Raw genomic sequence first — 23015 nt, 5'->3', positions numbered from 1 at the left:
CAGTTCATCGCTTTCGCGTTTCCCTTTCCGGCGGCTCCAACCTTACCAGACTCTTTTTCGTTCCGTTTCCGGTTCGAATTTGAATTCCGGTGACCTTTGGATTGGCCTGCCTTTCGGCGCATCCGACATTATCAGAAGTTCTGAGTCGGAATTCCCGCCCCGTCGGTACGCTCGCTGCACACAGGTGTGCGCGGCGCTTCCCGGTCAGGCGGAGCCGTAAACGTACTGGAGCGGGGCGCCCCGATGCAAATCGGGGGCCCCGCTCCTCGGTTCGGCCCGCGGCGTCAGACCTCGACGACGACCGGAAGGATCATCGGGCGCCTGCGGTAGGAGTCCGAGACCCACTTGCCCACCGTGCGGCGGACCAGCTGCTGGAGCTGGTGGGGCTCCATCACGCCGTCCTGGGCGGACTTGTTGATCGCGTCCTCGATCTTCGGCACAACGGCGACGAATGCCGAGTCGTCGATGCCGGAGCCACGGGCGTGGATGTCCGGGCCGCCCAAGATCTTGCCGGTGGAGCTGTCGACCACGATGAAGACCGAAATGATGCCCTCGTCACCGAGGATGCGGCGGTCCTTCAGCGAGGTCTCGGTGACATCGCCGACCGAGAGGCCGTCGACGTAGACATAGCCCGCCTGGACCTTGCCGACGATCTTGGCCTTGCCGTCGATGAGGTCGACGACGACGCCGTCCTCGGCGATGACGATGTGGTCCTTGGGTACGCCGGTGAGCGCGCCCAGTTCCGCGTTGGCCCGCAGATGGCGCCATTCGCCGTGGACCGGCATCAGGTTCTTCGGCTTGCAGATGTTGTAGAAGTACAGCAGCTCGCCGGCCGAGGCGTGGCCCGAGACGTGGACCTTGGCGTTGCCCTTGTGGACGACGTTGGCGCCCCAGCGGGTCAGGCCGTTGATCACGCGGTAGACCGCGTTCTCGTTGCCCGGGATCAGGGACGACGCAAGGATCACCGTGTCGCCCTGGACGATCCGGATCTGGTGGTCGCGGTTGGCCATCCGGGACAGCGCGGCCATCGGCTCGCCCTGGGATCCCGTGCAGACCAGCACGACCTCGTCGTCCGGCAGGTCGTCGAGCGTCTTCACGTCGACGACCAGGCCCGCGGGGACCTTCAGATAGCCGAGGTCACGGGCGATGCCCATGTTGCGGACCATCGAGCGGCCGACGAAGGCGACCCTGCGGCCGTACTCGTGTGCCGCGTCGAGGATCTGCTGGATGCGGTGGACGTGGCTGGCGAAGCTCGCCACGATGATGCGCTTCTGGGCATTGGCGAAGACCGTGCGCAGGACGTCGGAGATGTCCCGCTCGGGCGGTACGAAACCGGGGACCTCGGCGTTCGTCGAGTCGGAGAGGAGAAGGTCGATGCCTTCCTCGCTCAGCCGGGCGAAGGCGTGCAGGTCGGTGAGCCGGCCGTCCAGCGGGAGCTGGTCCATCTTGAAGTCGCCGGTCGCGACGACCATGCCCGCGGGCGTGCGGATGGCGACCGCGAGGGCGTCCGGGATCGAGTGGTTGACCGCGACGAACTCGCAGTCGAACACACCGATGCGCTCGCGCCGGCCCTCCGCCACTTCGAGGGTGTACGGACGGATGCGGTGCTCCTGGAGCTTCGCCTCGATCAGTGCGAGGGTCAGCTTGGAGCCGATGAGAGGGATGTCCGGCTTCAGGCGCAACAGATACGGGACACCGCCGATGTGGTCCTCGTGGCCGTGCGTGAGGACGATGCCCTCGATGTCGTCGAGACGGTCCCGGATGGTGGTGAAGTCCGGCAGGATCAGGTCGATTCCGGGCTGCTCCTCCTCGGGGAAGAGGACTCCGCAGTCGACGATGAGCAGGCGGCCGCCGTACTCGAAGACCGTCATGTTGCGGCCGATCTCGCCGAGGCCGCCGAGCGGGGTGACGCGGAGGCCGCCCTTCGGGAGCTTCGGCGGGGTGCCGAGTTCGGGATGCGGATGACTCAAAAGACTCTCCTTACCACGCACGCCACGTACCGCTTGGGCACGTGGCGCGCATGTCATTCGTGCACTTGCTGTTGTCTGTGATGTCGCTCTTGCGAGTGTTCTACGCTTATTCAGTTGTGAAGTCTGTGGTTACAGCTCTACCCCGCCGGCCGCGAGATCGATCTTGAGCTGTGCCGATTCCTGTGCGGTGAGTTCCACCAGGGGGAGGCGCAGCGGGCCCGCGGGGAGGCCCTGGAGGGCCAGTGCGGCCTTGGTGGTGATCACACCCTGGGTACGGAACATTCCGGTGAAGACCGGCAGGAGCTTCTGGTGGATCTCCGTGGCCTTCTGGACGTCACCGCCGACGTATGCCTGGATGAGGGCTCGCAGGTCGGGGGTGACGACGTGGCCGACCACGGAGACGAATCCGATGGCGCCGACCGAGAGCAGCGGAAGGTTCAGCATGTCGTCGCCGGAGTACCAGGCGAGGCCGGAGCGGGCGATGGCCCAGCTGGCGCGGCCGAGGTCGCCCTTGGCGTCCTTGTTGGCGACGATGCGCGGGTGCTCGGCGAGCCTGACCAGCGTCTCCGTGTCGATCGGCACACCGCTGCGGCCGGGGATGTCGTAGAGCATCACCGGCAGGCCGGTGGCGTCGGCGATGGCCGTGAAGTGGCGGAAGAGACCTTCCTGCGGCGGCTTGTTGTAGTACGGCGTCACCGCGAGGAGTCCGTGGGCACCGGAGCGTTCGGCCGTTCGGGCGAGCTCGATGCTGTGACGGGTGTCATTGGTGCCGATACCGGCGACGACGTGGGCCCGGTCCCCCACGGCTTCCAGTACCGCCCTTACGAGCTGGTCTTTCTCCGCGTCGCTGGTGGTCGGGGACTCGCCGGTGGTGCCGTTGACGACCAGGCCGTCATTGCCTGCGTCCACGAGGTGGGTGGCGAGCCGCTGGGCACCTTCGAGGTCGAGTGCGCCGTCCGCCGTGAAGGGCGTGACCATAGCTGTGAGGACCCGCCCGAAGGGGGTCTGCGGAGTGGAGATCGGAGCCATGGGTAACACGCTACTCGCTGCTCAGCGCCCAATGTCCCCTCGGGGGGACAAGCGATAGGAGCCCGGCACTGCCTGCTCGGGGGTTCAAGCAGTGCCGGGTCCGTTTGATCAGCCTAGATGAACTTCACGAAACGTCGCAATACGGACACCGCTTACGGGGCTACGCGTCCGTTCTTGTTGAAGGCTGCATGGGTGAGCGGCATGAGCCGGGCCCAGTGCTCCTCCATCTGCTGGCCGACCATCTCGATCTCGCGCTGCGGGAAGGAAGGCACCTTCGCCAGCTCGTGCTGGGTACGCAGGCCGAGGAAGTGCATCAGCGAGCGGGCGTTGCACGTGGCGTACATCGAGGAGAAAAGGCCGACAGGGAGCACTGCGCGCGCGACCTCGCGGGCCACTCCCGCGGCGAGCATCTCCTGGTATGCCTCGTAGGCCTGGCGGTAGGAGTCCTCCATGACGCGGCCGGTGAGCTCCTGCTGGGCCTGGGTGCCCTCGACGAACTCGTACTTGCCGGGGCGGCCCTGCTGGACGAGCTTGCGGGACGCGTCGGGGATGTAGAAGACCGGCTCCAGCTCCCGGTAGCGGCCCGATTCCTCGTTGTACGACCAGCCGACGCGGTGCCGCATGAACTCGCGGAACACGAAGATCGGGGCACTGATGAAGAAGGTCATCGAGTTGTGCTCGAAGGGGCTGCCGTGACGGTCGCGCATGAGGAAGTTGATGAGTCCCTTGGAGCGCTCGGGGTCCTTGGTGACCTCCTCCAGGGACTGCTCACCCGCCGTGGAGACACGGGCCGCGAACAGGACGTCGGAGTCACCCGCGGCGTGTTTCACCAGCTCGACGGTCACATCGCTGCGGAAGCTGGGCTTTGCGGGCTCGGGGGTCTCGGTCACCGGCGGGGTCCTTCCAGTTGCGTCGCTCGGGCGGCGCCCACTCTACGGGCCACCGCTGACAACCGGGTCCGGAAGGGCCTTCCGGGGATTTCTTCGACGAATTCGGCGATTCAGGGCACCTAACGGGCCTGTCATGCGTCTGACTCAATAGCAGCATCCGAAACAGAGTTCAAGGAGACCTTCCTCATGTTCCGCCGGCGTGAAGCCGTCCCGTTCGCGTTCGTGGCCGAGAGTGACCGATTCCGCAGCAACGTCACACCACCTCCGCGGGAGCGCGCCAGCGCCTCCCAGTTGGCCAGCCGTTCCCTCGTCGGGCTGACGATCGTCGCCGGCCTCGTCGGGTCACTGATCCTTGGTCTGCCGGCGCTCAGTCCCACCCAGAGCGCCTCGCACGCCGAGCAGGCCGAGGCCGCCTCCGGGCACTGACTCGTACGGGCCCCCTGGGGTGGTCGGGGCGATGACCTCCTCGGTAGCCTCACCGGGCACAGCAATCGAGCGTGCTTGTGAGTGAGGATCATTCGTGCCCCTGCCCTTTCTGACGGCCGACCGCGCGTTTGACGCGAGCGCCGAGGACATCGCGCTGCCGTTCGACGACCACGACAGCTGGCGGCGTCCGTACCGCCCCGGGCCCTGGCGGGTCGCGGCCGCGGCCTTCCTGCTGCTTCTCGCGTCCTTCGTCCTGCTCGCGGGAATGATCATCGCGTTCGCCGGGGCGCTGCCGGGTACGGCCGTATGCCTGGGGCTCGCCGCCGTGATCATCGTCTGCGCACTGCGGCTGCTGCGGGTCGGTGCCTGGGTCAGCCGGCACGGCGTACGCCGGGTGGGCTTCTTCACGACGACGACCGTGCGGTGGGACCGGGTCACCGCCATCCGCACGGTGCAGCAGCCGGTGAAGTGGCTCGGGCTCCCCCGCACTGTGCAGGGGCAGGCGCTGATTGTCGTACGCCAGGGCGGCGAGGCGATTCCGCCGCTGCTCACCGACAACAACGCCGACTTCCTGACGCGGGCCGAGGCCTTCGACCGCGCGGCCGACACGGTGGAGGCGTGGGGGGACGAGTACCGGCGGGTCTGAGCCCCCTCGAACGACCGGGCCGCCCGGTCCGGCACGCCCGTTCAGGACGTGCTGGGCCGGGCGTCCTTCGTGTGCAGGGCGATGGCCCGCTGCATGGCCTTCCGGGCCCGCGGGGTGTCCCTGGCGTCCTGGTACGCGACCGCGAGGCGGAACCAGCAGCGCCAGTCGTCCGGGGAGTCCTCGGTCTCCTCACGACGGCGGGCGAACACCGCGTCGGCCGAGTCGCGGTCGATGCGGCCGGACGGGGTGCGGACCAGCTCGTCGACCGGCAGGCCGCCCTCCGCGTCGAGTTCCGCGGCCAGCGCGTTCGCCCGCGACACGAACTGGGTGTTCTTCCAGAGGAACCAGACGCCGATCAACGGCAGGATCAGCACCGCGACCCCGAAGGTGACCGTCAGCAGCGTGCCGTGCCGGATGAGCAGCACGCCACGGCTGCCGACCAGGACGAAGTAGAAGACCAGGACGGCGGCGGTGGCGAAGTAGGTGATCTTTGCGCGCATGGCAGGGCTCAGTCAGTTCAGGTCGAGGAAGTGTTCCAGGCCGAACGTGAGGCCGGGAGTGGTCACCACACGGCGTGCGCCGAGCAGGATGCCTGGCATGAAGCTGCTGTGGTGCAGGGAGTCGTGGCGGATGGTGAGGGTCTCGCCCTCGCCGCCGAGCAGCACTTCCTGGTGGGCGAGAAGGCCGCGGAGCCTGATCGCGTGGACCGGTACCCCGTCGACGTCCGCACCGCGGGCGCCGTCCAGGGCCGTGGTGGTGGCGTCCGGCTGCGGGGCGCAGCCGGCCTTCCTGCGGGCCTCGGCGATCAGCTGGGCGGTGCGGGTGGCGGTGCCCGAGGGGGCGTCGACCTTGTTGGGGTGGTGCAGTTCGACGACCTCGACGGACTCGAAGTAGCGGGCGGCCTGCTCCGCGAACTTCATCGTGAGGACGGCGCCGATGGAGAAGTTCGGCGCGATGAGCACACCGGTCTCCGGGGAGCCGGCGAGCCAGGTGTTCAGCTGCGCGAGCCGTTCCTCGGACCAGCCCGTGGTACCGACCACGGCGTGGATGCCGTGCCGGACACAGAAGTCGAGGTTGTCCATCACGGACGCGGGGGTGGTGAGCTCGACGACGACCTGGGCGCCGGATTCCGTGAGGGTCTCCAGCCGGTCGCCACGGCCCAGCGCGGCCACCAGCTCCATGTCGTCGGCGGCCTCGACGGCTCGTACCGCCTCGGACCCGATCCGGCCCCTGGCGCCGAGAACGGCCACGCGCAGCTTGCTCATTGCTCTGTTTCCTTAACGGTGGAGTTAGGAGACCGCTTCTTCGAGGCGGTCGGCCTGCTTGTCCTTGAGCGGGCCGATGACGGACAGGGAAGGGCGGTGTCCGAGGACCTCGTCCGCGACGGCGCGGACGTCGTCGGGGGTGACCTGTGTCATCCGGGCCAGCATGTCGTCGACCGACATCTGGTCGCCCCAGCACAGCTCGCTCTTGCCGATACGGTTCATCAGCGCGCCGGTGTCCTCCAGGCCGAGGACCGTGGAGCCGCAGAGCTGTCCGATGGCCCGGCCGATCTCGTCGTCGCTCAGTCCCTCGGAGGCCACCCGGTCGAGTTCGTCCCGGCAGATCTTGAGGACGTCGTGGACCTGGCTGGGCCGGCAGCCCGCGTACACCCCGAAGAGTCCGCAGTCGGCGAAGCCCGAGGTGTACGAGTACACGCTGTAGGCGAGACCGCGCTTCTCCCGTACCTCCTGGAAGAGGCGTGAGCTCATGCCGCCGCCGAGGGCGGCGTTGAGGACGCCCAGCGCCCAGCGACGCTCGTCGGTGCGGGCCAGGCCGGGCACGCCCAGGACGACGTGGGCCTGCTCGGTCTTGCGGTTCAGGAGCTCCACCCGGCCCGCGGTGCGCAGCTTGCGGGAGCCGTGGCGCGGGGCGATGGGGACGGCGTCGGTGCGGGACAGGGCGCCCGCCCGCTCGAACGCCCTGCGGACCTGGCGCACGACCGTGGCGTGATCGATGTTGCCGGCGGCGGCGACGACCAGGTGCGTGGGGTCGTAGTGCTTCTTGTAGAAGCGGGCGATCCGGCCGCGGTCGAGCGCGTTGATGGTGTCGACGGTGCCGAGTACCGGGCGGCCGAGGGGGGTGTCGCCGAGCATGGTGTGCGCGAACAGGTCGTGCACGCAGTCGCCCGGGTCGTCCTCGGTCATCGCGATCTCTTCGAGGATGACGCCGCGCTCGGCGTCGACGTCCTCGGCAGTGATCAACGAACCGGTCAGCATGTCGCAGACGACATCGATGGCCAGCGGCAGGTCGGTGTCGAGGACCCGCGCGTAGTAGCAGGTGTACTCCTTCGCCGTGAAGGCGTTCATCTCGCCGCCGACCGCGTCGATCGCGGCGGAGATGTCGAGGGCGCTGCGCTTGGCGGTGCCCTTGAAGAGGAGGTGTTCGAGGTAGTGCGTCGCGCCGTTCAGCGTCGGGGTCTCGTCGCGTGATCCGACGTTGGCCCAGATGCCGAAGGTGGCGGAGCGTACGGAGGGCAGGGTCTCGGTGACGACCCGGAGGCCGCCGGGCAGGACGGTGCGGCGGACCGTACCGATGCCGTTGGTGCCCTTGAGAAGCGTTTGGGTACGGGCGACGGCCCGCGCCTCGGAGGAGGCGCGGGCCGTCGTCACGGAACTACGGGACGTCACTTGGCGGCGTCGTCCTTCTTCTCGTCTTCTTCACCTTCGATGACCGGGACCAGGGAGAGCTTGCCGCGGGAGTCGATCTCGGCGATCTCGACCTGGACCTTGGTGCCGACGCCGAGCACGTCCTCGACGTTCTCCACGCGCTTGCCACCGGCGAGCTTGCGGATCTGCGAGATGTGCAGCAGGCCGTCCTTGCCCGGCATCAGGGACACGAACGCACCGAAGGTGGTGGTCTTGACGACCGTACCCAGGTAGCGCTCGCCGACCTCCGGCATGGTCGGGTTGGCGATCGAGTTGATCGTGGCGCGGGCGGCCTCGGCGGCCGGGCCGTCGGCGGCACCGATGTAGATGGTGCCGTCGTCCTCGATCGTGATGTCGGCGCCGGTGTCCTCCTGGATCTGGTTGATCATCTTGCCCTTGGGGCCGATGACCTCACCGATCTTGTCCACCGGGATCTTGACGGTGATGATCCGCGGGGCGTTCGGGGACATCTCGTCCGGGACGTCGATGGCCTCGTTCATCACGTCGAGGATGTGGAGGCGGGCGTCGCGGGCCTGCTTCAGCGCGGCGGCCAGGACCGAGGCGGGGATGCCGTCGAGCTTGGTGTCGAGCTGGAGCGCGGTGACGAACTGCTTCGTACCGGCGACCTTGAAGTCCATGTCGCCGAAGGCGTCCTCCGCACCGAGGATGTCGGTGAGGGCGACGTAGTGGGTCTTGCCGTCGATCTCCTGGGAGATCAGGCCCATGGCGATACCGGCGACGGCGGCCTTGAGGGGCACACCGGCGTTCAGCAGCGACATGGTGGAGGCGCAGACCGAGCCCATGGACGTCGAGCCGTTGGAGCCCAGCGCCTCGGAGACCTGGCGGATCGCGTAGGGGAACTCCTCGCGCGTCGGCAGCACCGGCACGATGGCGCGCTCGGCGAGCGCTCCGTGGCCGATCTCGCGGCGCTTGGGCGAGCCCACGCGGCCGGTCTCACCGACGGAGTACGGCGGGAAGTTGTAGTTGTGCATGTAGCGCTTGCGGGTCACCGGGGAGAGGGTGTCCAGCTGCTGCTCCATGCGGAGCATGTTGAGGGTGGTGACGCCCAGGATCTGGGTCTCGCCACGCTCGAACAGTGCCGAGCCGTGCACCCGCGGGATGGCCTCGACCTCGGCGGCGAGCGTACGGATGTCCGTGACGCCGCGGCCGTCGATGCGGACCTTGTCCTTGATGACGCGCTCGCGGACCAGCTTCTTGGTCAGTGCGCGGTACGCGGCGGAGATCTCCTTCTCGCGGCCCTCGAAGGCCGGGAGGAGCTTCTCGGCGGCGATCTCCTTGACGCGGTCCAGCTCGGTCTCGCGGTCCTGCTTGCCGGCGATGGTGAGCGCCTGGGCCAGGTCCGACGTCACGGCGGCGGCGAGCGCCTCGAAGACGTCGTCCTGGTAGTCCAGGTAGACCGGGAACTCGCCGGTGGGCTTGGCGGCCTTGGCGGCGAGGTCCGACTGAGCCTTGCAGAGGACCTTGATGAAGGGCTTCGCGGCTTCCAGACCGGCGGCGACGACCTCCTCGGTGGGGGCCTCGGCGCCGTCCTTGACGAGCTGGATGGTCTTCTCGGTGGCCTCGGCCTCGACCATCATGATCGCGACGTCGCCGTCCTCCAGGACGCGACCGGCGACGACCATGTCGAAGACGGCGTCCTCGAGCTCGGTGTGCGTCGGGAAGGCGACCCACTGGCCCTTGATGAGGGCGACACGGGTGCCGCCGACCGGGCCGGAGAAGGGCAGGCCGGCCAGCTGCGTGGAGCAGGAGGCGGCGTTGATCGCGACCACGTCGTACAGGTGGTCGGGGTTGAGCGCCATGATCGTCTCGACGATCTGGATCTCGTTGCGCAGGCCCTTCTTGAAGGAGGGGCGCAGCGGGCGGTCGATCAGGCGGCAGGTGAGGATCGCGTCCTCGGAGGGCCGGCCCTCACGACGGAAGAAGGAGCCGGGGATCTTGCCGGCGGCGTACTGCCGCTCCTCGACGTCCACCGTGAGGGGGAAGAAGTCGAGCTGGTCCTTGGGCTTCTTGGATGCGGTGGTGGCCGACAGCACCATGGTGTCGTCGTCCAGGTATGCCACGGCGGAGCCGGCGGCCTGCTTGGCCAGGCGGCCCGTCTCGAAGCGGATGGTGCGGGTGCCGAAGGTTCCGTTGTCGATAACGGCTTCGGCGTAGTGGGTCTCGTTCTCCACTAGCGTTTTCTCCGATACATAGCGTCTTCGCGCCCCCACGCCCGTGTGGCGGGGGACGGTAGCGGAGAAGCCCTCCATCGGCGGGCCGGTCTTCGATCGAAGCACCCGGGTCGATGAGTCCGGGGGCCACTACCGAGGACCGGCGGCGGGGAGGTCTGCTTCTCGCTCGTCTGTCGGTCGTTCTCCGACCAGGTTACTGAGATTCGGTTCTGCTTGGCATTCCGGCTGTGCGGGCGGGCCCGTCACATCCCGTACATGCGCGCGTACGCACAATCGTACGTACGGCAAAGGGAGCGGCCCCCCTCAGTGGTGGGAACCGCTCCCTTCACGGCGAATTACTTGGCGCCGCCGGCCGCACCGCGGCGGATGCCGAGGCGGTCGACCAGGGCACGGAAGCGCTGGATGTCCTTCTTGGCCAGGTACTGCAGAAGGCGGCGGCGCTGGCCGACCAGGATCAGCAGACCACGACGGGAGTGGTGGTCGTGCTTGTGGACCTTCAGGTGCTCCGTCAGGTCCGAGATGCGACGGGAGAGCATCGCGACCTGGACCTCGGGGGAACCGGTGTCACCCTCCTTGGTGGCGAACTCGGCCATGATCTGCTTCTTCGTAGCGGCGTCGAGCGACACGCGGTACTCCTCTTTGATGTTCGATGCGTCCGCGAGTGCCCCTGGTCTGTTCTCAGGGGGGCTTCCGTTACTCGGGGGCGAGGGTCCGATGAGCGCAGCTCCCAGGATGATCCGGGAGGGCGTACACAAACGGCCGTCACACAGCGTACCAGCCCCCGCGGCTCAGCTCGTCAGGGCCCTTGCCCGGGTGAAGACGTCCAGTACCGCCAGGCAGAGCGGGACCAGCGAGAGCAGGACGGCACTCTCGGTCAGGTCGAGCAGCCGTCCCCAGAACGGGGAGAGGCCCTTGCGCGGAATGATCAGGCCGATCGCGGTGAGCAGGGTGGCGCCGGCGGCGACGGCCGCGGAGAGCCAGATCGTACGGACGTCCAGGGAGCTGCGGTCCCCGTACCTGACCAGGTCGAAGAGCAGGTCGGTCGGCGGGTTCAGGGAGAGGCCGAGTACCAGCAGGGCGACCGTGCCGATGCCCGCCACCAGTACGCAGGCGACCTGCGAGGTGTAGCGGAACAGGCGGGCGCGCAGCAGCATCGCGAGTCCGGCGGCCAGGGCCAGGAGCTGGCCCCAGACGTTGTCCGAGAAGCCGAGCACGGCCCCGCATCCGACGACGACCGCCGCGCAGCCCCCGACCAGGCCGAGCAGCATCTCGTGACCCCGGCGGGCCTGGGCCGCGATGCGCTCGGCGTCGACGGGGGCGCTCTGGGCGGAGGGCTCGGCGTACGGGTCGGCCGGGCTGTCGTCGTAGCCGCCGGGGGCGGTGTCTGGCGACGCGTAGCCGATGGGCAGCCGGGCGAAGCGGGCCGAGAGGCCGGGGAGGAAGGCGACCAGGCCGAGGGCGACCGGCGCGCAGACGGCGGCAGTCCGGGTGGCCGACGCCTCGGTGAGGATGGCGACGAAGGTGGCGAGGGTGCCGACGGTGGCGAGGAAGGTGGCCGCGACGAACGGGGCGTCGCCGCTCGGGGTGAGGGCGACCAGGGCGACCGAGGCGATCAGGACGGCGACGCAGCCGAGCAGGAACTGGAGCCGGCCGGGGCCCTGGCCGGCGTCCGGGCCGATGATGCCGGAGCCGGCGATGAGTACGAGGGGCAGTGCGCCCAGACCGAGGGCGACGGCGGTGGAGCGGTCGGCGTAGACCCGGGCGCGTACCCCCGCGAACGCGGTCAGCAGCAGCCCGGCGGAGCCCGCGATGATGCCGGGCAGGCTGTGCATGTCGTGTCTGACCGGGTCGGCGAACCAGAGCACGAAGCCCATCAGTACGAGCAGCAGTACACCGCCGACCAGGCCCGCGCCGCGCAGCAGTTCGTCGCTCCACAGGTGGCGGTCGCGGGTGACGGCCGAGGCGACGGCGTCGGAGACGTCGTCGAAGACGGCGGGGGGCAGGGACTGGGCGAAGGGGCGCAGGCTGAGGAGTTCGCCGTCCAGGACCCGCTGGGCTGCGAGGGTGCGCGCCCCGTCGAGGACCGTGCCGTCGCGTCGTACGAGGTGGTATCCGGTGGGGGTTCCGGCTGCCTGGGTCTGGCCGGTGAGGCGGAGGATCTCCGGGTAGACGTCCGCGACGGCGATGTCCTCCGGCAGGGCCACATCGATCCGGCTGTCGGGCGCCACGACGGTCACCCGGCAGAAGCCCGTAGCTGCAGTCGAACTCACGTGTCTGGTCCCCCTGATTCGCGGTTGCGCACGGTGCGCGCGCCACCCTACCGGGAGGGGGGCAGGTCATCTGCAAGTAGGATCGCCGTCGCGCGGCGTGACGTCCGCGGGCAATGGCAGCCACGGGGGCTTCGGTGCGCATTCGACCGGTCTTGTGCCCGTCCGTGCCGAGGGATTGGTGTTCCGGTGAGCCAGATCGTCGTAAAGCGACCTCCGAGGGCCCTGCCGCCGGAAGTCCCCGTTGACGAGTTGACGTTGGAGTCCCCTCCGGAACTGCCCCGCGGGCAGCAGGAGGGCATGCTGATGCAGATCCTGCCGGTGCTCGGCATGGGGTCGTCGGTGGTCTTCTTCTTCTCGCCGCAGGCGCCTCCGTTCATGCGGATCATGGGTGTTCTGATGCTGGTCTCGACCGTCGGGATGGTGGTCGCGCAGCTGGTCCGCTACCGCCGCGGTACGCAGGGGCAAATGGCCGATGTCCGGCGCGACTACCTCAAGTACCTGGCGCAGACCCGGCGTACGGTGCGCCGGACGGCGCGCGCCCAGCGGGATGTGCAGCTGTATCTGCAGCCCGCCCCGGAGCAGTTGTGGTCGGTGGTCGCCGAGGGCAGCCGGGTGTGGGAACGGCGCATCGGTGACAAGGACTTCGGGCAGGTCCGGGTGGGGCTCGGGGCGCAGCAGCTGGCCACCCCGCTGGTCGCTCCCGACACCGCACCGGTGGACGAGCTGGAGCCGATGTGCGCGGGTGCGATGCAGCGGTTCCTCGCCGTGCACGGGTCGTTGGACGGGCTGCCGATGGCCGTGTCGATGCGGGCGTTCTACCACGTGACGGTATCCGGCCGGCCCGAGGAGGCGCAGTCGGCCGCGCGGGCGCTGGTCGCCCAGCTGGTGACGCTGCACTCCCCCGAGGACCTGGTGGTCGCCGTGGTGGCGGCGCGGGGTGCGGTGGAGCGCTGGGACTGGACGAAGTGGCTTCCGCATCTCCAGCTGCCGGGGCAGGTCGACGGGGCCGGTACGAAGCGGCTGTTCGGGGACGACCTGGGTGAGCTGGAGCAGTTGCTGGCGGGCCGGCTGGAGGGGCGGCCGCGGTTCGGCCGGGAGAACCGGCCGCTGCTGGACCAGCCGCACATCGTGGTGGTGCTGGACGGTGGGATGGTGCCGCCCGACTCGCTGTTCGCGGCGGCCGAGGGCATCCAGGGTGTGACGATCGTCGAGGTGGTGCCGGGCGAGCTCGACGAGCCGCGCGGCTCCCTGTCGGTGGTGGTGCGGCCGGGGCTGCTGCGGCTGGAGTCGGGGGCGGGGACGGCGTACGAGGGTGTGCCGGACGGGATGTCGCTGCCCGCGGCCGAGGCGCTGGCCCGGCAGCTGGCGCCGCTCCGGATGGGCGGGGGCGACGACGACGAGCCGCTGCTGGCGAATCTGGACTTCACGGATCTGCTGAATCTGGGCGACGCGGCCTCGGTGGATGTGGCGCGGACCTGGCGGCCGCGGGCGGTCTCCGAGCGGCTGCGGGTGCCGATCGGGATCGGTGAGGACGGTCAGCCGGTGATGCTGGACCTGAAGGAGGCCGCGCAGGACGGCATGGGTCCGCACGGGCTGTGTGTCGGTGCCACGGGTTCCGGCAAGTCCGAGCTGCTGCGGACGCTGGTGCTGGGACTCGCGGTCACGCACTCGTCGGAGACGCTGAACTTCGTGCTCGCGGACTTCAAGGGCGGTGCGACCTTCGCCGGGATGTCGCACATGCCGCATGTCGCGGCCGTCATCACCAACCTCGCGGACGATCTGACGCTGGTCGACCGCATGGGGGACGCGATCCGCGGTGAGCTCCAGCGCCGGCAGGAGCTGCTGCGCTCGGCCGGTAACTACGCCAACATCCACGACTACGAGAAGGCGCGGGCGGCGGGTGCGGCGCTGGAGCCGCTGGCCTCGCTGGTCCTGGTCATCGACGAGTTCTCCGAACTCCTCACCGCCAAGCCCGACTTCATCGACATGTTCATCCAGATCGGCCGGATCGGGCGTTCGCTGGGTGTGCATCTGCTGCTGGCCTCGCAGCGTCTGGAGGAGGGCAAGCTGCGCGGTCTGGACACCTATCTCTCGTACCGGATCGGGCTGCGGACCTTCTCCGCCGCCGAGTCGCGCACGGCGCTCGGTGTGCCGGACGCGTATCACCTCCCGTCGGTGCCCGGTTCCGGCTATCTGAAGTTCGGTACGGACGAGATGACCCGGTTCAAGGCGGCCTATGTGTCGGGGACGTACCGCACGGGCGGCCCGGATCTGTCGGTGGGGGCGCTGCCGATCGAGCGGCGGCCCGCGCTGTTCAGCGCCCTTGAGGTGCCGGTGGTGTACGCGGCGCCCGACCCTGCGCATCTGGTGGCCGCACGCGCCGGCGCGGACGACGACGCGCTCGCCGACACGGTGCTCGATGTGATCGTGCGCCGACTGGAGGGGCAGGGGGTGCCCGCCCATCAGGTGTGGCTGCCGCCGCTGGACCGGGCGCCGACGCTGGACCAGCTGCTGCCGGGGCTGGCGCCGACCGCCGAGCGGGGGTTCACGGCGACGGAATACACCCGTCCGGGCGGGCTGACCGTGCCGCTCGGGCTGATCGACAAGCCCTTCGAGCAGCGACGCGAGGTGCTGTACCGGGACTTCTCGGGCGCGGCGGGCCACATGATGGTCGTCGGCGGTCCGCAGTCCGGCAAGTCGACGCTGGTGCGTACGCTCATCTCGTCGTTCGCGCTCACCCACACCCCGCACGAAGTGCAGTTCTACGGGCTGGACTTCGGTGGTGGCGGTCTGGTCTCGCTGGCGGATCTGCCGCATGTCGGGGGGATGGCCTCGCGGCTGGACCCGGAGCGGGTGCGGCGTACGGTCGCCGAGGTCGCGGGCGTGCTGAACCGGCGCGAGGAGTTCTTCCGCGCCCACTCCATCGATTCCATCGCCACCTACCGGCGCAGGCGAGCCCTGGGCGAACTGCCCGGCGAGCCCTGGGGCGATGTGTTCCTGGTGGTGGACGGCTGGGGCGGTTTCCGGTCCGAGTACGAGATGCTGGAGCAGGTCGTCACCGACATCGCCGCGCGCGGGCTCGGCTACGGCATCCATGTCGTGCTCACGGCCGCCCGTTACATGGAGGTGCGGGCCGCGCTGAAGGACCAGATCCTGGGCCGTCTCGAGCTGCGGCTCGGTGACGTCATGGACTCCGAGTTCGACCGGAAGGTCGCGGCCAATGTGCCGGCCGGTGTCCCGGGACGGGGTCAGGTGGCGCAGAAGCTGCACTTCATGGGCGCGCTGCCGCGTATCGACGGTTCCAGCAGCGCCGCGGATCTCTCCGACGGCACGGCGGCGTTCGTCGGGACGGTGAAGGCGAACTGGGCGGGTCCCGTCGCGCCGCCCGTGCGGCTGCTGCCGCGCAAGCTGCCGGCCGATCAGCTGCCGAAGGGCTTCGAGTTCCCGCAGCGGGGCATCGCGATCGGCATCGACGAGACCGATCTGGAGCCGGTGTTCGTCGACTTCGAGACCGATCCGTTCTTCCTGGTCTTCGGTGAGAGCGAGTCGGGCAAGACCAATCTGCTGCGGCTGATCGCGCAGCAGATCTCGGAGCGGTACTCCCCCGACGAGGCGAAGCTCGTCGTCGGGGACTACCGGCGGGGGCTGCTGGGCGCCCTGCCGGAGAGCCATCTGCTGGAGTACGCGCCGATGGCGAGCTCGATGCAGATGCACATGGAGGCGCTGGCGGGCGTCTTCGCGCGCCGGCAGCCGCCGACCGATGTCACTCCGCAGCAGCTGCGCGACCGCAGTTGGTGGACCGGGCCGCAGATCTTCATCGTCGTCGACGACTACGACCTGGTGGCGACGAACGCGGGCAATCCGCTGGCGCCGCTGGCGGAGTACCTGCCGTTCGCCCGGGACACCGGGGTCCGCTTCGTCATCGCGCGGAACTCCGCGGGGGCCTCACGGTCGATGTACGAGGCGTTCATGCAGCGCATCAAGGAGCTGGGCGCGCAGGGGGTCGTCCTTTCCGGCGACCCGGGCGAGGGCGATCTGATCGGTACGGTGCGCGGGCACGCGATGCCGCCGGGGCGCGGGTACTTCGCCTCGCGGCGCCGGGGGAACCCGCTGGTGCAGATCGGGCGGCTGCCGGAGCAGCGCTGATCCGGTGCGGTAGCACATGAGCGGCTGCCCGTACACCCGGACGGTGGGCGGCAGATAGTCTGCTGAAGGATCCGAGAAGCGTTCCACCGCAGGAGAAGGAAGGTGCCCGATGGGTACTCAGCAGGAGAAGGACGAGCTGTACGCACTCGACATCTCGGGGGTGGAGTGGCTGAGTGCGCCCGGCACCGAGGAGGCCGAGGAGCGCGTCGAGATCGCCCATCTGCCGGGCGGCGCGGTGGCGATGCGGTCCTCGCTGGATCCCGGGACGGTGCTGCGGTACACCGAGGCCGAGTGGCGGGCCTTCGTCCTGGGCGCGCGGGACGGCGAGTTCGACCTGAAGTAGACGGTGCACATGAGGAGGAGGGGCACGCTCGGGCGAGCGTGCCCCTCCTTGCCGTATGCGTGACCGCGGTCAGTACGCCTCGGTGAAGGCGAGCGAGGCCTTGTGGTCGGTGGCGCGGTAGCTGTCCTTGCCGTTCTCGACGATCCTCGCGACCTGCTCCAGACGGTCCTTCATGTGTTCCGCCCGGCCCTTGTACTTGCCCTGCAGGCTCACGTACTTGCCGTGGGCCTCACCGTCCCAGGTGTCGGTGACGACCTTGACCGCGGCGTCCATCTCTTCGAGGTCCTTGACGATGTTCCTGGACACCGCGCGAATGCGGTTGGCCATCTCCTGGACGGTCTCGTACTTGACCTTGGTGTTCGGGTCGTGCCCCATGTGTCTTCTCCTCGGTGCTCGGCTGTACGGAAGGGGTGGTGCGGCGCCGGTCAGAGGTTGTTCAGTCCGGAGGTGTTGGCGGGCGGCGCCGACTCCTTGACCGCGTTGAAGGCCGCACGGACCTCCTCGTCGTTGGCGTTGCTGAGGTTCTTGGTGCCTTCCACCGCGTTGAGCAGGACATCGAGGAGCCGACGGATCTGGTCGTGGTCCTCGTTGATCATCACCTGCGCGGACTTGAACCCCGAGGCGCCGGCGCCCGTCCATCCGGCGCCGACCGTCTCCAGGATGTCGGCCAGTTCCCTGGCCTGACGGGACACCGCGCGGCCCGTCTCGATGATCTTGTTCTTCGCCTGGACGATCGGATCGTCGGCAAGTGCGAAACCGCCTGAGGGGCTGGTCATCCGCAAGTCCTATCTCTCGGTTGCCTGGCCTGTCCGTCCGTCACGGTCAGGACCCTTCCGTTCCCATGTGCTCCGGCAAAGGAATGGGGAAGGTCCGGGCCTGAAAAGTGCCATCTCGGCACTCCCATGGCTCGAATTCGGCGTAGGCCACTTCTCGTTCCCCCGTCACACACGTGAAGTCTGTTACCACCCTAGCCACTTCGTGGTCAGTCCCCAACCGCTCTTCACCAGTGGCCGGCCACATTGCCGGGCGGCCGTGTCATCGCGCGACGCGCCTTCGGCGGGCGTCCCGGACCACCGTCGCGGCCCCGGCGATCACCCCGACCATGACAGCTGCGGCTGCCAGCGCGTAGGTGGCGTACCGCTCGCTGCGCTCCTGCGGTGTCTCCGACAGGGAGAGGTGCGCGGGCTCGGGGGCGGGTGCCTTCGGCGGTGCCGGGTCCGGATGCGGGGCGTTCTGCGGGAGCTCGTCCCCGGACAGGGCGCGGACCGGGTCGACGACGCCCCAGCCGACGTAGTTGTCATGACCGGTGACGGAGCGTTCGGCGGTCTGCTCGATCCGGGCGACGATCTGGGCCGCCGTCCACTTCGGGTACTTGGCGCGCATCAGGGCGGCGACTCCGGCAACGTAGGGGGCGGAGAAGCTGGTGCCATTGTCGGTGCACTGGCCGTAGCCGGGGACGGTGGAGACGATGTCGACGCCCGGGGCGGCGACCCCCACGAAATCACCGGCCTGGGAGAACGGGGCGCGCTCGTTGTTGCGGTCGGACGAGGCGACGGCGAGGACTCCGTCGAAGGCGGCGGGGTAGGTGCGTTTCAGCCTGCCGTCCATGCCGTCGTTGCCCGCGGAGGCGACCACGACGATGTTCTTCGCGAGCGCCCTGGCCACCGCCCGGCCCAGCGTGGATGTCTCCTCCAGGGCTTTGGTCGTGTCCTGGGAGATGTTGATGACCTGGGCGCCCTTGGCGATCGCGTGGTCGATCGCGGTGGCCATGGTGGTGTCCTTGCCGCTGTTCTTCTCGTCGTTCTGGCGGATCGGGATGATCGTGGCCTCGGGGGCCAGTCCGACGAATCCGGTGCCCTCGTGGGGGCGGGCGGCGATGATCCCGGCGACCTTGGTTCCGTGGCCGACCTCGTCGACGGTGCCGTCGCTCTTGCCGCCCTTGAGGTAGTCGGCGCCCGCCGATGCGTCGACGGCCGTCCTCAGCTGCGGGTTGTCGTTGTCGACGCCGGTGTCGATGACGGCGACGCGTACGCCCTTGCCCTTGGTGTCCTGCCAGAGCTCGTCCAGCAGGACGCGTTGCAGCGGCCAGGGGCGGCCCTCGTACTGCCGCTTCATCGGGAAGGTGCATTCGCCGCCGCCGTCCAGGCCCACGTCGCCGGGTTCCCGGTCGCCTTCGGCGGCGTACGCGGCCCCCGGTGCCGCCAGTGCGGCAAGTGCGACGGCGGCCGTCACCGCGCCGGCTGTCCTGCGGTACCCCATCTGTGTCCCTCCCCCGGGCCGTACGCCGCCCGCCGTGTTCCGCGATGTCATGAACCCTGGGGCTGGCGGGCGCTGTTGGTGTCCAGCCTGGGGCCCTTGGACAGGAAGTCGGACCATTCGATCGGTACGAGGGCGGGCATCACCTTCTCGTATCCGAGCCTGCTCTGCGCCTGGCTGGGCTCGGGGCGGCCGTCCGACTGCTTCTGCTGGTCGCCGGTGCCGATGTCGGAGCGCCTGGTGTCGCTGTCGCCGTTCGCCTGGACCGCGTAGCGCAGTCCGGTGTCGGTCACCAGGAAGAGTGATCCGTCGGGCCTGGTCTGCCGGCCCCGGACCTGGGTGTAGAGCAGGCCGCTGCCGGGGGTGACATAGGTGCTGGTCCCGCCGGCGGCGACGGAGGCGGGATACGCGGTGCCCGCCCAGGTGCTCAGGGTGGTCCGGCCCGTGCCGTCGACCTTGCGCAGCACGCTGCAGACGGTATCGCGGCCGCTGCTGCCGCCCTCGGCGGAGTTGACCTGCTTGGTCCGGTGGGCCGGCCAGTGCGCGGCCTGGCCGGCGAAGGCCGCGGTGTCGGGCACGAAGTCCTGGAGGCCGACGGCGCGTGCCTCGCCCTCCAGGTTCAGCTCGGCCGTCTGCGGTGAGCTGATCAGCAGCCAGGCGGTGAACTCCGAGACGCGCTGGACCTTTCCTTCGAGCACCACGTAGTAACTGGTGCCCTCGCCGGTCCTGGTCCGCAGGACCGTGCCGACTTTGTTCTCCTCGGCGGAGAGCTGCCCCGCGACGTGTGCCGGGTCGCCGACCTTGCCGGGGATCACCGGGAAGACGATCGGGCTGCCGTCGTGCAGGGTGGCCAGCCAGTCATCGGTGACGGACTGCGGCTGCATGCTCCCGACCAGGGCGTTGGTCAGATGGCCGCTGTCGGCGGCGGTCTCGGCGATGCGGTACTTGGTGCCCTTCGCGTCGACGAGGTAGCGGGCCCGGTCCTGGCCCTGGACATAGAGCACCTGGCCGCCGCCGAGCTTCTCTTTGCCTTCGGTCAGCTTGTTGTCGCGTGCGCCGAAGACGAAGGCCGCCTTCTGCACGGTGTTGCCCTTGCCGCCGGGCTGTACACAGACGGCCCACCGCTTCGCCGTCCCGGCGTCCTCGGCCTCGGGCAGCCGGTCGGGGGCGTACGGAATGCCGAGGATCGGCCCGCGCGGGGGCTTGCCCGCGTCCAGGACGTCGTCCGCGACCTGGACGACGTCGTACTCGGCCGGGTTGAGCAGCAGCCGCGCCGAGGCGAGGTTGAGCACGGGGTGCAGCAGGGTCTTCTTCTTCTTGCCCTTGCCGGTGGTGAGCACGACGTAGCGGGTGGTGGACTTCTTGCCGACGATCACCTTGGTGGCGGGCTCGTCCCAGTCCTTGGGTGCGGTGGGCTTGAACATGCCGACGGCACCGAAGCCCGCGAGAATCAGGGCCCCGACGACCATGCTCGGCAGGACCGCGCGCAACGGGCGCGGAGCACCCTCCTCGGTGCCGTTGGACGAGGGTTGAAGGAATGCCGCCACCGTGCGTTTCTTCGCGAAGGTGTATGCGTTGAGCTCATCCCGCCGTGATGCCATGAGTCGCTTCGTCTCCCCGTGTCTCCCCGCGCGGCACCGGGTGCGTTCGCGTCGCACCGCCGCCGGGCCGGGCCGCGATGCCGGACCTCGGTGCCGGACCGGCCCCCTACTATGCCTGCTGACCGCGGGCGGTGGTGGGGCGGGTAGGGTGATCCGGCCGCCAGGCCCTGTCGTCGAACTGCCGTCGTCGCCCGGAGGGCAGCCGCGCGGCGTGCGTTGCGTGCGATCGCAAGGCGCCGGAATGGTCTTGCAGCAGAGCTACTTGGCCATTTCGGCAACGCCGCGAGCGTGCGTGCCGCACGCCGCGCGGCAGACGGCAGTTCGGCAACAGGGCCGAGGGCCCCGAGCGGGTCGGGCGGCGTACGGGTGGAGTTGGGGACCGATGAACGGGGGGAACGCCGCGATGACGGCTTCCGCGACACGGGCACGTCCGGCCGGAAACACAACAGGCCCCGCAGCTCCCGGAGCCGGTGGTCCACCCGCTCCGCACGAGCCCGCGCGGCGTTCCCTCGGACCGGCCTCCGGCCGCGCCAACGGGCGGGTCGGGAAGCTCGGTTCATTCCGATTGCAACAACTCGTACTGCTGGAGATCGCGGCCGCGCTGCTGCTCGCGGCGTGGGTGGTCGAACCCCTGCTGCTGGCACCGGCCGTCGTGATCGCCGCACTGCTGGTGCTGCTGGCCGTGGTACGCAGACACCGCCGCTCGCTGCCGGAGTTGCTGGGCACCGTCGTCTCGCTGCGCGCGCGTTCCCGCAGGGCCGCCGCGCTGGAGCTGCCCGCGGGCACGGAGCCGGGGATCGCGCCCGCCGTCGAGTGCGATCCGGCGCTGCGTACATACTCGTTCAGCGACCGTGACCGGCGGCCGGTCGGCATGATCGGTGACGGTACGTTCGTCACGGCCGTCCTCCAGGTGGAGTCGGACGGCTCGGCGCTCAGGCCGGACCGGTCCGCGCGGCCGCTGCCCCTGGCGCTCGTCCGGGATGTGCTCGAAGTCGACGGGATCCGGCTGGAGTCGGCGCAGATCGTGCAGCACACCCAGCCCGCGCCCGCCCCGCATCTTCCCCAGCAGTCCGTCGCCGCACGCAACTACGTGCCGCTGCAGGCCCAGACGGGTTCGCCCGCCGTACGGATCACCTGGATCGCGCTCAAGCTGGACCCGGAACTGTGCCCGGAGGCCGTGCAGGCGCGCGGCGGTGGCATCACGGGGGCGCAGAAGTGCGTGGTACGTGCGGCCGACCAGCTCTCCAGCCGGCTGACCGGGGCCGGTTTCCGCGCGACGGTGCTGACCGAGCAGGAGCTGACGTCCGCGATCGCGACCTCGGTCTGCGCCAGCGCACCGGCCATGACACAGGCCGGTCTGAGCGGGACGCCGGCACGCCGTACCGAGGAGACGGCGCGGACCTGGCGCTGCGACGACCGGTGGCACACCACCTACTGGGTGGCCCGCTGGCCGCAGTTCGGCGCCGGTGGTGCCGCGATGCCGCAGCTCGTGGCCCTGCTCACCTCGCTCCCGGCGCTCGCCACGACCTTCAGCCTCACGCTGGGGCACGGCGAGCGGCAGGGCGTCTCGATCACCGGGCACATCCGGATCACCGGGCGCAGCGACGAGGAACTGATCGACGCCCGCCACGAGTTGGAGCGCACCGCGCGTGGGGTCAGGACCTCGCTGGTGCGGCTCGACCGCGAGCAGCTGCCCGGCGTGCTCGCCACACTGCCGCTCGGGGGTACCCGCTGATGTCCGCACCCACGAACGCAGGGAGCCGGTTCGGCTTCGGGTTGATCGGTCCGCGACGGGCACGGCAGTCGGTCTCGCTCGACCAGCTGGCGTCGCTGGCCCTGCCGGTCGGCGACGACGGCGTGGTGATCGGCGTGGACGCCCACGGCCGCCCCGCCGTGCTGGGGGTCAACCGGCCGACTCCGTACGAGGTCACGCTGATCGGCGGGGTGTGGACGGCACAGGTGCTCGCGCTGCGGGCCGCCGCCACCGGTGCGCGGATCGTCGTGGAGACCGGCCGGGCCCAGACCTGGACGGCCCTCGCGCACGTGGCGGGCGGCGGTCAGCCGTGCATCACGCTGCACGATGTCGGGCGGGTGCCGCCGCAGGGGCCGTCGGCCGGTTCGCCGGTGGTCGTGGTGCGGGACTGCGGCATGCGCCCACCGCGCGGGCGGGTGGTGTCCGGGCCGTGGCAGTCGGTGCTGACGCTGCTGCCGTATCTCAGCCCGGTGGCACCGAGGCTGATCGAGAAGTCGGCCCTGGTCGGCATTCAGCGGGTATCCCCTGACGAAGCGGCACAGATCGGCCGCATACTGCACCTTCCGGCCGCCGAGATCCAGGCGCTGTCCACACTGGCGGACGGGGTCACGCTCTGGTGCGCGGGGCGCGACCGGCAGTTCGTGATGACCCAGGCGACCGATGCCGAGACCGGACTCCTGGGCGGCGCGCGCAGGATGGACTGACGGGCGCGGCCCTAGTAGTACTTCGTTAGGTTGATTTGATCTCGGTGGTTGCGGTGGCGCATGCTGCGGCCTGTGGATCTTGGTGAGGTGGAGCGGCTCCGT

At 69.7% G+C, this 23015-nt stretch carries 19 protein-coding genes; 6 read left to right on the top strand and 13 right to left on the bottom strand.

Going from position 1 to position 23015, the window contains the following annotated elements; genetic code table 11:
* Window positions 1-284 precede the first annotated feature (284 nt).
* The 3 genes from ACWCQ6_RS30265 to thyX all read right to left on the bottom strand — a co-directional run bounded on the left by ACWCQ6_RS30265 (window position 285) and on the right by thyX (window position 3889).
* Window positions 285-1970, bottom strand: a complete 1686-nt coding sequence (locus ACWCQ6_RS30265; RefSeq protein ID WP_451094597.1) for a ribonuclease J — start codon at window positions 1968-1970, stop codon at window positions 285-287.
* Window positions 1971-2099: 129 nt separating this feature from the next.
* Window positions 2100-2999 (bottom strand): 4-hydroxy-tetrahydrodipicolinate synthase, encoded by a 900-nt coding sequence (gene dapA, locus ACWCQ6_RS30260; protein ID WP_451094595.1) that lies wholly within the window; start codon window positions 2997-2999, stop codon window positions 2100-2102.
* A 152-nt stretch (window positions 3000-3151) separates the two neighbouring features.
* A complete protein-coding gene (gene thyX / locus ACWCQ6_RS30255) occupies window positions 3152-3889 on the bottom strand; it encodes an FAD-dependent thymidylate synthase (RefSeq protein ID WP_451094593.1) in 738 nt (245 codons plus the stop codon).
* A gap of 186 nt (window positions 3890-4075) precedes the next feature.
* Here thyX and ACWCQ6_RS30250 point away from each other — a divergent pair, with 186 nt between their 5' ends.
* Together ACWCQ6_RS30250 and ACWCQ6_RS30245 are read left to right on the top strand one after the other, a co-directional pair.
* On the top strand, window positions 4076-4315 hold the full coding sequence (locus ACWCQ6_RS30250; RefSeq protein ID WP_451094591.1) for a hypothetical protein: 240 nt from the start codon (window positions 4076-4078) through the stop codon (window positions 4313-4315).
* 94 nt (window positions 4316-4409) lie between these two features.
* The gene (locus ACWCQ6_RS30245) at window positions 4410-4961 is read left to right on the top strand and encodes a hypothetical protein (RefSeq protein WP_451094589.1); all 552 of its coding nucleotides are present in this window, start codon (window positions 4410-4412) and stop codon (window positions 4959-4961) included.
* Window positions 4962-5002: 41 nt separating this feature from the next.
* Here the strand turns inward: ACWCQ6_RS30245 and ACWCQ6_RS30240 are convergent, their stop codons facing one another.
* The 6 genes from ACWCQ6_RS30240 to eccD form a co-directional block, all read right to left on the bottom strand.
* Window positions 5003-5461: a hypothetical protein gene (locus ACWCQ6_RS30240; protein WP_451094587.1), complete on the bottom strand. Its 459-nt coding sequence runs from the start codon at window positions 5459-5461 to the stop codon at window positions 5003-5005.
* A gap of 12 nt (window positions 5462-5473) precedes the next feature.
* The gene (gene dapB, locus ACWCQ6_RS30235; protein ID WP_451094585.1) at window positions 5474-6226 is read right to left on the bottom strand and encodes a 4-hydroxy-tetrahydrodipicolinate reductase; all 753 of its coding nucleotides are present in this window, start codon (window positions 6224-6226) and stop codon (window positions 5474-5476) included.
* A gap of 24 nt (window positions 6227-6250) precedes the next feature.
* Complete coding sequence (locus tag ACWCQ6_RS30230) at window positions 6251-7630, bottom strand: M16 family metallopeptidase (protein ID WP_451094583.1); 1380 nt, start codon at window positions 7628-7630, stop codon at window positions 6251-6253.
* Window positions 7627-9840: a polyribonucleotide nucleotidyltransferase gene (locus ACWCQ6_RS30225; protein ID WP_451094581.1), complete on the bottom strand. Its 2214-nt coding sequence runs from the start codon at window positions 9838-9840 to the stop codon at window positions 7627-7629. Before ACWCQ6_RS30225 ends, ACWCQ6_RS30230 begins: the two co-directional genes overlap by 4 nt.
* 335 nt (window positions 9841-10175) lie before the next feature.
* Window positions 10176-10466, bottom strand: a complete 291-nt coding sequence (rpsO, locus tag ACWCQ6_RS30220) for a 30S ribosomal protein S15 (protein ID WP_351084700.1) — start codon at window positions 10464-10466, stop codon at window positions 10176-10178.
* Between the two features lie 162 nt (window positions 10467-10628).
* Window positions 10629-12110 (bottom strand): type VII secretion integral membrane protein EccD, encoded by a 1482-nt coding sequence (gene eccD / locus ACWCQ6_RS30215; RefSeq protein WP_451094578.1) that lies wholly within the window; start codon window positions 12108-12110, stop codon window positions 10629-10631.
* Between the two features lie 186 nt (window positions 12111-12296).
* On the opposite strand from eccD, the gene eccCa reads away from it, so the two are divergent.
* Together eccCa and ACWCQ6_RS30205 are read left to right on the top strand one after the other, a co-directional pair.
* On the top strand, window positions 12297-16256 hold the full coding sequence (gene eccCa, locus ACWCQ6_RS30210) for a type VII secretion protein EccCa (protein WP_451094576.1): 3960 nt from the start codon (window positions 12297-12299) through the stop codon (window positions 16254-16256).
* A 109-nt stretch (window positions 16257-16365) separates the two neighbouring features.
* Window positions 16366-16599, top strand: a complete 234-nt coding sequence (locus ACWCQ6_RS30205) for a DUF397 domain-containing protein (protein ID WP_072489308.1) — start codon at window positions 16366-16368, stop codon at window positions 16597-16599.
* A 69-nt stretch (window positions 16600-16668) separates the two neighbouring features.
* Here the strand turns inward: ACWCQ6_RS30205 and ACWCQ6_RS30200 are convergent, their stop codons facing one another.
* The 4 genes from ACWCQ6_RS30200 to eccB form a co-directional block, all read right to left on the bottom strand.
* A complete protein-coding gene (locus tag ACWCQ6_RS30200) occupies window positions 16669-16974 on the bottom strand; it encodes a WXG100 family type VII secretion target (RefSeq protein ID WP_451094574.1) in 306 nt (101 codons plus the stop codon).
* Window positions 16975-17024: 50 nt separating this feature from the next.
* On the bottom strand, window positions 17025-17375 hold the full coding sequence (locus ACWCQ6_RS30195) for a WXG100 family type VII secretion target (protein WP_451094572.1): 351 nt from the start codon (window positions 17373-17375) through the stop codon (window positions 17025-17027).
* Window positions 17376-17634: 259 nt separating this feature from the next.
* Window positions 17635-18858, bottom strand: a complete 1224-nt coding sequence (mycP, locus tag ACWCQ6_RS30190) for a type VII secretion-associated serine protease mycosin (RefSeq protein WP_451094570.1) — start codon at window positions 18856-18858, stop codon at window positions 17635-17637.
* A gap of 47 nt (window positions 18859-18905) precedes the next feature.
* On the bottom strand, window positions 18906-20456 hold the full coding sequence (gene eccB / locus ACWCQ6_RS30185; RefSeq protein WP_451094568.1) for a type VII secretion protein EccB: 1551 nt from the start codon (window positions 20454-20456) through the stop codon (window positions 18906-18908).
* 403 nt (window positions 20457-20859) lie between these two features.
* Between eccB and eccE the strand changes: the two genes are divergently transcribed.
* Entirely contained in the window at window positions 20860-22191 is a 1332-nt protein-coding gene (eccE, locus tag ACWCQ6_RS30180; protein ID WP_451094599.1) for a type VII secretion protein EccE, read from the top strand.
* Window positions 22191-22913, top strand: a complete 723-nt coding sequence (locus tag ACWCQ6_RS30175; protein WP_451094566.1) for a hypothetical protein — start codon at window positions 22191-22193, stop codon at window positions 22911-22913. Before eccE ends, ACWCQ6_RS30175 begins: the two co-directional genes overlap by 1 nt.
* Window positions 22914-23015: the final 102 nt, after the last annotated feature.

Source organism: Streptomyces sp. NPDC001880 (assembly GCF_053594575.1).
Note: the sequence above shows the minus strand (reverse complement) of the source record. Positions and strands in the feature narration are given on the sequence as shown.